The following is a 12,222-nucleotide window of genomic DNA, read 5'->3' as shown; positions in this document are numbered from 1 at the left end:
TCCCCCCAAGGATTCGCTTATTCTCGTACAGCCTTCATTCCCAGCTTAAATGCCCGGATGTTCATGTCTTTAAACTGAGGCTTGAAAAAGTTCGCAATCACAGCTTCGAATTTTCCGGTGGGGATGGCCAGGCAATTGAGACCGGCCAGCGCGCCCACCATGACAATGTTCGTGGCCAAAGCGCTACCCGCTTGAAAAGCCAGATCGGTTGCCTTAACCACCTTAAGGTCTTCCACCATTTCGGACATGGTCGATATCATTTTATCCACATCCGGGTATTCCGCATCCCCGGCCAGTACGTTTAACGGGTATACAGGCCGGTCATTTACTATCACTTTGGTATGCCTGCTGCCGTATGCCAGCAAAATGCGTAAAGTGTCCAGCGGCTCAAAACCGATGATTAAATGCGCCCGGCCCCTTGGAATCAACGGCCCAACCAGTTTATCACCCTGGAATACCCGTACATGACTCATTACCGTGCCGCCCCGCTGGGAGGCTCCGAAGGTTTCCCCGACTGTTACTTTGAGACCGGCATCCACGGCGGCCAAGGCGGTCAGTTTGGAAGCAATAACATTGCCCTGGCCGCCGACACCGGCGAAAATTAAATTATATGGCTGTTTTTCCATGCCTTAAACCTCCTTGACCTTGATAGCCCCCTGCGGGCAAAGGGAAACACACACACCGCAACCGACGCAAACCGCCTCATCAATCCGGGCTTTCCCGGCCTCCCTGTCCCATATATTGGCCGGGCAACCGAACACCCTGCTACAAAACCTGTTACAGCCGCATCCATCGCCGAGGCAGGCATCCTGGTCGACGTAAACCACGGGTTGTTTTCCTTTTTTGGCAGCAACCAGAGCACAGGTACGTCTTAATATCAACACCTGGGGTTCACTATTTTTCAATAGTGAAGTAATCAGTTGAACCGTGGCCGGAATATCGTACGGGTCACTTATATATACGGGAAGCCCCAACCCCCGGACCAGCTGTTCCATGCTCACCCGGGGCGACTGGTTCCCGGAGGCGTCAAAGCCGCTGCCCGGGTGAGGCTGGTGGCCGGTCATGGCCGTTGTTTCATTGTCCAAAATAATGCACAGGAAATTGGAGTTGTTTGCCCTGGCGTTGATCAAAGCTGGTACCACGGCATGGTAAAAAGTGGAGTCGCCGACTATGGCCGTTACCGGCTGGTTAAAGGAAAACTTGCCCAGTTTGCCGAAACCGTGGGCCAATCCAACCCCCGACCCCATCGAATGCACGGAGGACAACAGGTAGTAGCCCGTCCGGCCGCGGCCCATGGCATAACAGCCTATATCCCCCAGCACGAAACCATTACGGCCATCCAGGGCCAGAGCGGATTTGATTGCCCAAAACGAAGCCCTGTGGGGACAGCCGGCGCAGAAAGCCCGGTCCCTGACGGGAAGGGGTCCCAAATGATCTATCTTGTCTTGATCGAGTAAATCCCTGTGGTAATTCAGCCCCTTGATCTTAACAAGCGAGTCTATGATTACATCCGGATTTAGTTCCCCAATGCCGGAGCCCAGGGGACCGGCCACGTGCCCCGAGCGTTTACCATATAACTTCAGCGGGCCGAGTTCGTGCCAGTGAAAAGCAGCAAAACTGGCCACGTTATCTTCCATGAACGGCTCAACCTCTTCCGCAAAAACAACTTCACTGGCCTGCTTTAAGTAACGCAGCAGTTCCCGCTCCGGTAAAGGCCATGTGCGATCCAGTTTTAAGATCCCAATCTCATCATTCAGTTGTAAAATGTCCAGCGCTTCCTGGCAGTATGTATAGGAAGGTCCCGAGGTTATAATAATTGTTCTTGCATCATCCGGGCCGGTATAGGTGCAACCACCGCCGGATTTGGCAATTTCCCGCAACTTGTTCTCCACGTCGGCGTGCGCCTGGGGGTTGGTTAAATATTTCTCATTAAGTTCAGGCCTGACTTCCAAATTACTCAGTCTACCCAGTTTAACCACCGAACTGGCGTGACATATTCTGGTGACACAGCGGACAACCACGGGAAGCCCGGTTTCTTCGGAAAGGGCAAAGGCCTGCAAAGTCATATCCTTGGCTTCCTGAATGGTTGCCGGTTCCAGTACCGGCAAGTGGGCCAGCCTTGATAAATAACGGGAATCTTCTTCCTTGATGCTTGAATGGGCCGAAGGGTCGTCACCAACCACCAGCACCATGCCGGCCTTAATTCCCGACAGGCTTAGGCTGGTAAAAAAATCCACGGCCACATTCAACCCATCGGGCTTCATAATGGTTATAGAACGCATCCCGGCAAATGAAGCCGCCGCCGCTCCCTCGGCAGCGACCTTTTCGTTGACCGACCACTCTGCATACAGGTTAAAACGGGATGAAAGCCTGGCCAGCGTATCCAATACCTCCGCGGACGGTGAGCCGGGATAAGAAGAAGCATATTTAACGCCGGCTTCCAACGCCCCCCTGGCTACGGCCTCATTTCCCGTCAACAATACCTCCTTGCCCGGGCAATCAAGTTTCACGTTATCTATACCCATTGTCCTCACCCCACCATTTAAATATTAACTGCTCTTCTTATTAATTCGGCGATATGAAAAACTTTGGTATCCCCACCCTGCTCGTATATCCCCTCGGATAGGTGATAAAGGCATCCGGGACAGGAGGTGACAATAATCTCCGGGCCACCCCCCAAAAGATCCCTAACCCTCCGCCGGCGAATAATTGCGGACAGTTGATAAAAATCCAAACTAAAAATACCTCCAAACCCGCAGCAGGCCGCCTCTCCAGCCGGGTAAAGAGTCAAGTCCCCAATGCTGCTTAAAATATGCCCATCCGCACTCACATCCATGCCTTTAAGATGGCAGGGGCGGTGATATGATACCGATAATCCCGGCATTGAAAGCGGTCCAAGCTTATCCAGGCAACCAGCCAGGTAAGTGGAAAGGTACTGCAATTTTTCCACCAGCATGAGGCTCGTCTCCAGCCATCCCGACGCCTCCCGCTCAAACAAGTGTGGGTAATGTGCCAGGCCGGTTTGACACGTCGGACAGTCGATCAATACGACCGGGCAGCCCGCCTCCTTAAAGATGGATAGATTCCTTGCAGCCATTTCCCGGGCCGCCGCCAGGTTGCCCGCCGCTATGGCGGGATAACCACAGCACACCTGTTCCCGGGGAAGAATAACTTCACAACCGGTTTTTTGCAGCAATTCAATTGTTGCCGTTCCCACTTCAACTAAAAAGTGATTGTGCATGCAGCCGGGGAAATACAAAACCCTGTTCCGCCCGCCAATCTTGTTATCTTTTTTACTCTCCCGGTAAATCTGCGTCAGGCTCTTTTTTGCCAAACCGGGTATAATAACTCTCCCTTTAACCTTGATTCTAGCCTTGCGAAAACGACCGTTTTTTACACTGTATAACCATTGACTGCTGAAAATCAATTTTCTTTTTAAGGGCGGCAACCGTTTCAGGCCCCTCACCAGGTATTTTTTTACCCCCTTTAAACCATGTTGCTTTACCCACCGCTCGCGAACACGGGCAATTAAATCAGGCGTGGGAATACCCGCGGGGCACACCTCCGTGCAACGCCTGCAGCCCATGCACAGGTCGAGACCCGACAAGTAGGCTTCATCCAGGTTTCCCAAGGCGGCCACTTTCAGAACACCGATCCCACCAAAAAAAGGTTTACCGTATTGCTCCCCCAGTTCATTAAAAACCGGACAAACCCTTAAACAATGCCCACAGTTAATGCAATGTAAAATTTTTTCCAGCGGAGTACCGAGAATTTCCCACCGTCCTTTCCGAAGCAGCACCACATGCACTTCCTGAGGACCATGGGGGTGTAATAATGATTTACCATCATCTGCCAGGCCTGATACAACGGAAATGTAAGTTCCGATTTCCTGCCCAACCCCGAAACCCGCGGCACACCTTACGACGTCCAGACAATTTTCCAGGCTTGGTACAATCTTTTCTATTCCCGCCACTACTACTAATACCCGGGGGACGCTTACCGCCATGCGAATGTTACCCTCGTTTTCCGTCAATACAATGGACCCCGTATCAGCCGCAATAGCGTTGGCCCCCGTAATGGCAACCCTCGCCCTGATCAATGTGTCCCTCAGACTCTCCCTGGCCCAGCGCACCAATTCATGGGGGTCGGGTTTTAATTTCTCCCCCGCGTAGTTACTGAATATTTCGGCCACCCTTTCCACGGGTAAATGCACCGCCGGTCCCAGGGGATGAGCCGCGTTAACGTTCCCCAACTGGCAAATGCGATCCCCAAGGTCCGTTTCCACCACTTCCAAACCCTTTTTCTGCAGGTGTTCGATGAGTTTGATTTCCTTGACGGCATTGCTTTTTGATTTTACCACCACTTTGTCAGTGATGATACCATCTATGTAACGCAAGGCATCCTCTGTTGATTTGGCCTCGAAAACCCTAAAACCATTGTGTTTCATTTGCTGAACCGCCCGGGCGGTGTAGGCGGCCAAATTACCTAGTGCTTCTTTCTTGATGCGCTGTAATTTAACTTCCATTTCGGGGTGGTTGGCGCGAAAAGCATTGACCTTGGGCCGGCGCAGAGAGAATACGCGATGCCTCACATCAGCCGTCTTTTTGTCCTGCAGGGCCAGTTTAATTTGTTGATGCAACTCTTTATTCATGTTTAACTGCATGTTTAAAACGCGGTACCCCCTCCATCAATAAAAAAGGTTTGCCCGGTTATAAAATCCGACGCCCTGGTGGACAGCAATAAAACAACACCTTCCAGATCTTCCGTTGTCCCTAAACGCCCAACGGGTATTCGCTTCAACACCTGGTCTTTGACCTGCTTCAGGTACTCGCTGGTCAAAGGCGTCTCGATATACGTGGGAGCAATAGCATTGACCTGGACATTATGTTCTGCCCACTCCAACGCCATCACCTTGGTCAACTGAATCACCCCCCCTTTCGAAGCACAATAGGCTCCCAGGTTGGGCCTTCCCCTGACACCCGCCACCGAAGCAACGTTGATGATTTTACCCTTTTTTTGCCGAACCATAAATTGGCCCACCTGCTGCCCGACGAGAAAAACGCCCTTCAAATTTGTTCCCATAACAATATCCCATTCATCCTCGGTCAACTCCAGTAAGGGTTTTCTGATATTGGTGCCGGCATTGTTGATTAAAACATCGATCCTGGAGAATTCCCTTATGACCTCCTCCACCATTGCAACAACATCCTTTTTTTGAGTTACATCAGTGCGCAGGGCCAGAGCGTTGCCACCCTGTTCCCGAATCTGCCGGGCAACTTCGCTCACTTCATCCAAATTTCGGCTGGCAATGGCGACACTGCACCCGGCCCCGGCCAGGAGCATGGCTATGGCTTTTCCTATCCCTTTGCTCCCGCCGGTGATCAAAGCGGTTTTTCCTATTAAATCTTCAGTACGCAACATATTTCCTACGTCTCCTTACAATAATTTTTAGAGTTTATGAATACAAATGTTATGCCAATAAACAAAAATAAGAATTGAAGGATATTTCTAAATTATATAGAAATAGTTTATAACCTTCCTTATAGTTTTTGGGAAATGCATTTGATTGTTGGGAGGTGTATCTAATGCAAGCAAAAGATATAATGCAACATTGCGAAACCCCCCTTCATAACGGTGTACCGGCTGCATCAGCAGTGCAATTGCTAAGGGAACTGCAGATCAACGCGGTTCCGGTAATAAATGATGACAATGAGCTAATTGGCGCGGTTACCCTTGAATCTTTAATCCTCAACCAGCAGTTTAATGAAGATGCGCCTATAGACAACTTTTTGGTCAGGGCAAAATTAATTAAAGACAGCATCCCGGTTGAAAAACTTTATCAAAATACCAACTATGATGTTTTCGTCGTCTACAAGAGAAAAATACGGGGAGTAATAACCAAAACTCAGGTAAAACAGTACATGTGCGATTATTTGGCAGCGCAAAACAAAACCCTTTTAAATACCCTGGACTCATCCCACTACGCCATTGTTTCCATTGATGCTAATGAAAACGTCACCTTCTTAAATAAAGCCGCGGAAAAAATTTTACGCACTAAAAGATCTACATCCATTGGGCGTCACTGTTCCCGCATCATGAACACCAAAGGCCTTTTATACGTGCTAAAGACCGGTAAACCTCAACTAAACTATGAGTACACCACTAAATATTTCGATTCCGAAAAAACTTTCATCGCTCATCGTACACCTATTATTGAAAACCAGAAAATAATCGGCGCCGTCAGTGTTTTTCAGAGCATAGACGAACTTGATTCAATCTCCCACAAGTTAAAAGCTTTCCAGCAGCTGAATAAAGAACTGGAAGCTTTAATTGAAGCATCATACGATGGTATTTTAATCGCCAACTCCGCGGGCATTATCCTGCGCGCTAATAGAGCTTACTGGCGCCTGATCGGCGGAAATAATGACACTTTAGTAAAAGTACCGGATAGCGCCAGACTTAACGGGTTACAAAAGGAACTTATTGCCAGTGTTATTGCCCATAAAGGCATTGTTAACAGCACCATCAATACCGGCCATAACCAGTTATTACTTACAGGATCTCCGGTATTGGATAACGAAGGAAATTTAATTAGAATTGTGATTAATATCAGGGATTTAACTGAATTAAACAGCTTACGCCTTCAACTGGCCAAAAGCCAGGAACTCACCCGCCGCTACCACACCCAGGTCACTGACCTGGAAAAGAAATTATTAAAAACAAAAGGCCTGGTTATACAATCACTGCCCATGAGACGATTACTGGACCTGGCCCTGAGAGTAGCGCAAGTGGATTCGACAGTTCTTATCCTCGGGGAATCCGGAGTGGGGAAAGGAGTACTGGCTCAATTAATCCATGAAAACAGCAAAAGAAGTCAATACCCCTTTATTAAAGTAAACTGTGGCGCCATACCTGAAAGTCTACTTGAATCGGAATTATTCGGCTATGAGCCCGGCGCCTTTACCGGGGCTAGTAAAAAAGGACACATCGGTATGTTCGAAATGGCCAACAACGGGACTATCCTTCTCGATGAAATTGGTGATCTACCACTTTCGTTGCAAGTTAAACTTTTAAGGGTTATTCAGGATAAGGAGATTATCCGCATCGGCGGTAATAAACCCAGGCAAATCAATGTGCGCATTTTAGCGGCCACAAATAAGAATTTAAGGGAAATGGTGGAAAAAGGGACGTTTCGCGAAGACCTCTTCTTCAGGTTAAACGTTATCCCGCTCACCATTCCCCCGTTAAGAGAGCGAAAAGACGAAATAGTTAGCCTTACGGAAACTTTTGTTCAAAAATTTTGCAAGGCTTACGGTTTTAAAAAAGAATTATCCCAGGAGGTTATTGATTACTTCCTGGATTACGACTGGCCCGGAAACGTAAGAGAACTTGAAAACATGGTGGAAAGAATTTTAGTAACCGCACCCGGAAAAAAGGTTACCCTCGATGATTTAAATTTACAGTTTCAAAGAGATTCAAATATCAACCACCCGATTATAGTAAAGAATCTAATCCCTTTGAAGAAGGCAATTGCCGAACTTGAAAGGCAACTCATCAACAAGGCCATCAAAGAGTGCGGCAGCACCCATAAAGCCGCCAAGGCGTTGGATGTTAACCAGTCAACTATCGTTAGAAAGATACAAAAATACGGTAGCACTTGAATGGATTTCGGATTTATATATCCATTTTTCCATGCTGATTTGCATCGCTTTAAACCCGAAATAAATTTTTTATATTAAATTTTTAAAAAATTCATATAAAACCAAAAGCAATTCCAAAACCTTGCATTAAGTGCTCTCATCGTATTTTCTCCCGTTAAGAACTAATGCAAGTGAGCAAAAAGTGATGCATATTAACATCGGCCCAGATAAAAATCTGGGCCGATGTTAATTACAAAGTCACCTTGGAATAACTCTTGCATATTAGTAATATTTATCAGAAATTTTTTAATATATAAAATTAAATGGAGAGGTGGTGACCTGTTTAAGCGTTCCTAAAATTTAATTTTAAGCAATCGGCGCATAAGCAAAAGAAAGTATAAGGAGGAGGTAAACGTTTTGTTTAAAAGAAAGACATGCATTCCTGTGATAATGATGTTGCTATTAATAATGGCCTTGCTGGCGGGCTGCGGTGGCCAAGGCGGTGAAAGCAAAAATGAAGGAAAAAGCGACAACGCGAAAAATTCCCCCATGCAGGCGGTCCACGCCAGCGGCCCCATTGGTTCCGGCTGGTACCCAATTTCGGTGTTAATTACCGATATCTGGATGGAGAACATGGACGGCCTGAACGTTTCCGTTATTGAAGGTGCCGGTGTTAGTAACTTAAAGGCGGTTGACGGTGGAGTTGATGCCGTAACCGGTTTGACCTTCAGTTCGGACTTTGCCGATGCTCTGGCGGGCAGAGGGGCATTTGAAGGCAATAAACTGGAAAATGTCATGGCCCTGGGAACCATTTACCCCACCATGTGGAACATCGCGGTGCTAGAAAGCAGCCCCATTAAATCCGTCGAGGACATTGTGGGCAAACACCTGTTCCCTGGCGAGCCCGGCTTTTCCAGCGAACAGGCGACCAAACGCATCCTGGAAGCCTACGGGATTACTTATGACGATATTAAAGCCGCCGGCGGTAAAATATCCTTCGGCGGGTACTCCGACGGTGCCAACATGCTGAAAGACGGAATCGTGGACGTGTGCGTGGCCGGCGGCGCCCCCAACGTTGTCGCCTTTTCGGAGGTGGACGCAACCAAGCCGATCAGGCTGCTGCCCTTGCCCGAGGACATTCTGAAAAAAATTGATGAAAAAGGCTACGGTTACAACGTTTCCATGAAAATACCCGCAGGCACATATAAAAATCAAAAAGAAGACGTTCCGTGCCTGACCACCATGGGTTTAATTATTGTCAATAAGAACCTCGATGACGATTATGTTTATCAACTAACCAAATCTCTATGGGAAAACGTGGACAGAATCAAAAAAGAACAACCTGCTAGAGGAAAGTGGATGGATGCTGAAAGCGCATACAAAAACATTCCCGACCCCAGCACGATCCACCCCGGTGCACTGAGGTACTATAAGGAAATTGGTGTTGCTAAATAGGGGGCGTACCCCCCTTTTTTTAGCTCCGACCAGTATTGAAGGGAGAATTTGCTGATTATGACGGAAGAAGCAAAACAAAGAGATCCAAATTTTGTGAACACTAGAATTGAAGAATCCAGCAACTCCTATATTGAACAATTTTTCAAAGATAAAAGTCTTACCGCTATAGCAAAATACTGGCGGTTCTTTATCGCCGCCGTAGCCATTGGTTACGGAACCTTGAGTATTTACTGGGCGGGTTTCGGTACATTGCCCTCCTGGCAGCATAGGTCCATACACGTCGGGGTAATCTTGATTCTGGCTTACGCCTGGTTCCCTTGCTTGCCCAGCTATAAAAAATCAGGTAAAATGCACCCCCTTTTGGACGGCGTGCCGTTTGGTCTGAGCGTGCTTGTTACGCTGTATATGGTTTTTCAATTTCCCGAAATCCTTTACCGGACCGGTTCTCCAAGCCAAAACGACATCATTGTGGGAACACTCCTGATCCTGTTGATCATTGAAGCGGTCAGGCGCTGCACAGGGCCCGCCATGGCCATATTGACTGCTTTTATGTGCCTGTACATTTTTATCGGGCCATGGTTTCCCGGCCTTTTGGGGCACTCCGGTTTTCGCTACTCAAAAATGATCGACACCATGTTTATTTCCACCCAGGGCATTTTTTCCGACCCAATCTATGTCAGTTCTACAGTGTTGATCCTGTTTTTAATCTTCTGCGCTTTCTTGCTCAAGACAGGAGTGGGACAGTTCTTCATCGACCTTGCTTTTTCCCTGACCGGCGGTAAAAGAGGCGGCCCGGCACTGGCCGCGGTATCGGCCAGCGCGTTGATGGCCACCATCACCGGAAACGGTGCGGCCAATGCCACCATGACGGGTTCTTTTACCATCCCCATGATGAAAAAAATCGGCTACAAACCCCACTTCGCGGGTGCGGTCGAGGCCGTGGCCTCTCAAGGCGGTCAAATCATGCCGCCCATTATGGGGGCTTCAGCGTTCATCATGGCTGAATATACCGGCATCCCTTACATTAAGATTGCCGGCTATGCGCTGGTGCCCGCCATTTTCTATTTTCTGACCGCGGGAATAGTAATTTATTTACAGGCCCGCAAAAGAAACCTTCAGGGAATACCCAAGGAACAGCTACCCAACTTCTGGAATATATTGCAAAAACAGGGTTATATGACCCTGCCCCTAATTCTAATCGTGACCCTGATGGTCAAAGGCTACAGCCCCATGATGTCAGGCTTCTGGGCAATTATTATCACATATGCCTTGAGCTTGTTGAGCAGGTATACCCGCATGAACTGGTTGAGCATATTAGCCGCCCTGGAACAGGGCGTACGTAATACCGTAACGGTGGCATGCGCCTGTGCTGCCGCCGGCATCATTGTGGGTTCGGTGATTTTAACCGGGTTGGGGATCCGGTTTTCCCGCTTCGCCATTGAACTATCGGGAGGAGAGCTGCTACCTTTATTACTGCTCATCATGCTGGCTTCCATTATCTTAGGGATGGGCATGCCGACTGTATCAGCCTACGTGATCCTAGCCGTGCTCGCAGTGCCCGCTTTAGAAAACCAAGGTGTTCTCCCTATTGCAGCACACTTGTTTGTGTTTTATTTTGGTATCGTTTCCGGAATTACACCGCCCGTGGCCATCACAGCTTACATTACGGCGGGAATTGCGGGGGCCAAACCAAATCAAACGGCTATTACCGCCTGCTTAATTGGCCTGGGGGGCTTCATCGTCCCCTACATGTTTATCTATAACCATACCTTGCTGCTGCAGGGCGAGCCTTTAACGATTATTCACGGCGTCACCACGGCCCTCCTGGGCTGCATAGCTTTCGCGGGCGCCATTCAAGGTTACCTGCTCGACCAAACTAATATATTACAAAGGCTCATGCTGGTTTTGTCAGCCTTTGCACTGGTTAAGTACGGCCTGGTAACGGACATTATCGGCATCGGCCTGCTCCTTGCGGTTTACTTTACCCAGAAAATATCTTTAAATAAAAAAATAAGCTTGAGCAAAAGCGCAACCTAATAAACCAATTTTCAAAGGAAAGAGGTGCATTTATCTTGAAAAATTGGCCTAAACTGGCTTTTTTAATCCTGGTGTTTTTATTGGTTCTAAATCTCACCGGCTGTGGCGGCGGCAAACAAAATACCGAAGGTGAAAAAAAAGATCCTTCCAATACCAACCGGATCGTTAGCGCCAGCGGCCCCATAGGTTCCGGGTGGTATCCCATGTCGGTTCTTATTGGGGACATCTGGATGGATAGCATTGAAGGGTTGAATGTATCCGTTATCGAAGGAGGCGGTATTGGCAATATTAAGATGATCAACGAAGGTATTGACGCCCAGGTCGGCCTTACCTTTGCTTCTGATTTTGCCGATGCCATTAATAACCGGGGTCCTTTTAAAGAGGGCAAATACGATAGCATAATGATCCTTGGCGCCTTATACCCAACCTTTTGGAATATCGGCGTTCTAGACAAAAGCCCGATTCAAAAAGTGGAAGATATCCTTGGCAGGACGCTTCTCCCCGGCAATCCCGGCGATACCGGTGAGACTACTTTTCAAAGAATTTTGGAGGTACATGGTCTTACGTATGATGACATTAAGAAAAGCGGCGGCCAAATCAGCTTCGGCAGCTATGCCGACGGCGCCAATATGTTGAAAGACGGCATTGTAGACATGGTTTTCTTTGGCGGTTCACCTAACGTAACATCTTTGACTGAAGTGGACGCCACAAACCCCGTCAGGGTTATCCCCCTTTCGGAAGAAGCGCTCAAAAAGCTGGGCGAAATGGGATTTGGATATACGGTGGACATGAAAATTCCCGCCGGAACTTACAAAAACCTAAAAAAAGATGTCCCCTGCCTGGTAACAATGGGCATAATGGTTGTGAACAAGAACATGGACGAAGAGACCGTATATAAACTTACCAAGTCACTATGGGAAAACGTAGACCGCATTAAAAAGGAACAACCGGTAAGAGGCAAGTGGTTCAGTGCGGAAAACGGGTATAAAAAAGTTTTTGACCCCAAGTACATTCACCCCGGTGCCCTGCGGTACTACAAGGAAGTGGGAGTGACCGGCTAGGGTATGTTTAGGGGCACATTTTGTGCCCC

8 protein-coding genes are annotated in these 12,222 nt (G+C 48.1%); 4 read left to right on the top strand and 4 right to left on the bottom strand.

The window, feature by feature from the left end; all coding sequences use genetic code 11:
- Positions 1-17: 17 nt before the first annotated feature.
- Genes IT084_RS11860 through IT084_RS11845 form a run of 4 tightly spaced genes read right to left on the bottom strand, consistent with a single transcriptional unit; the run spans position 18 to position 5,421 of the window.
- Complete coding sequence (locus IT084_RS11860; RefSeq protein ID WP_195713095.1) at positions 18-626, bottom strand: indolepyruvate oxidoreductase subunit beta; 609 nt, start codon at positions 624-626, stop codon at positions 18-20.
- 3 nt (positions 627-629) lie between these two features.
- On the bottom strand, positions 630-2,525 hold the full coding sequence (locus IT084_RS11855; RefSeq protein WP_195713090.1) for an indolepyruvate ferredoxin oxidoreductase subunit alpha: 1,896 nt from the start codon (positions 2,523-2,525) through the stop codon (positions 630-632).
- 17 nt (positions 2,526-2,542) lie between these two features.
- Positions 2,543-4,663, bottom strand: a complete 2,121-nt coding sequence (locus IT084_RS11850) for an LUD domain-containing protein (RefSeq protein ID WP_195713089.1) — start codon at positions 4,661-4,663, stop codon at positions 2,543-2,545.
- Between the two features lie 2 nt (positions 4,664-4,665).
- Positions 4,666-5,421, bottom strand: coding sequence for an SDR family NAD(P)-dependent oxidoreductase (locus IT084_RS11845; protein ID WP_195713087.1), 756 nt, complete (start codon positions 5,419-5,421; stop codon positions 4,666-4,668).
- A gap of 164 nt (positions 5,422-5,585) precedes the next feature.
- Here IT084_RS11845 and IT084_RS11840 point away from each other — a divergent pair, with 164 nt between their 5' ends.
- The 4 genes from IT084_RS11840 (at position 5,586) to IT084_RS11825 (ending at position 12,193) form a co-directional block, all read left to right on the top strand.
- A complete protein-coding gene (locus tag IT084_RS11840) occupies positions 5,586-7,661 on the top strand; it encodes a sigma 54-interacting transcriptional regulator (protein WP_195713085.1) in 2,076 nt (691 codons plus the stop codon).
- A 396-nt stretch (positions 7,662-8,057) separates the two neighbouring features.
- Positions 8,058-9,095: a TAXI family TRAP transporter solute-binding subunit gene (locus tag IT084_RS11835; RefSeq protein ID WP_195713083.1), complete on the top strand. Its 1,038-nt coding sequence runs from the start codon at positions 8,058-8,060 to the stop codon at positions 9,093-9,095.
- 57 nt (positions 9,096-9,152) lie between these two features.
- Positions 9,153-11,132, top strand: a complete 1,980-nt coding sequence (locus IT084_RS11830; protein WP_195713082.1) for a TRAP transporter permease — start codon at positions 9,153-9,155, stop codon at positions 11,130-11,132.
- 35 nt (positions 11,133-11,167) lie between these two features.
- On the top strand, positions 11,168-12,193 hold the full coding sequence (locus IT084_RS11825) for a TAXI family TRAP transporter solute-binding subunit (RefSeq protein ID WP_195713081.1): 1,026 nt from the start codon (positions 11,168-11,170) through the stop codon (positions 12,191-12,193).
- Positions 12,194-12,222: the final 29 nt, after the last annotated feature.

This window comes from Desulfallas sp. Bu1-1 (assembly GCF_015594625.1).
Classification (GTDB): Bacteria; Bacillota; Desulfotomaculia; order Desulfotomaculales; family Desulfallaceae; genus JADNRQ01.
This window is presented reverse-complemented; position numbering and strand designations above follow the sequence as displayed.

What these genes read in the sequence shown, in the direction of transcription:
- IT084_RS11860 (WP_195713095.1), bottom strand. Translation starts at nt 626, where the DNA reads ATGGAAAAACAGCCATATAATTTAATTTTCGCCGGTGTCGGCGGCCAG.
- IT084_RS11855 (WP_195713090.1), bottom strand. Translation starts at nt 2,525, where the DNA reads ATGGGTATAGATAACGTGAAACTTGATTGCCCGGGCAAGGAGGTATTG.
- IT084_RS11850 (WP_195713089.1), bottom strand. Translation starts at nt 4,663, where the DNA reads ATGCAGTTAAACATGAATAAAGAGTTGCATCAACAAATTAAACTGGCC.
- IT084_RS11845 (WP_195713087.1), bottom strand. Translation starts at nt 5,421, where the DNA reads ATGTTGCGTACTGAAGATTTAATAGGAAAAACCGCTTTGATCACCGGC.
- IT084_RS11840 (WP_195713085.1), top strand. Translation starts at nt 5,586, where the DNA reads ATGCAAGCAAAAGATATAATGCAACATTGCGAAACCCCCCTTCATAAC.
- IT084_RS11830 (WP_195713082.1), top strand. Translation starts at nt 9,153, where the DNA reads ATGACGGAAGAAGCAAAACAAAGAGATCCAAATTTTGTGAACACTAGA.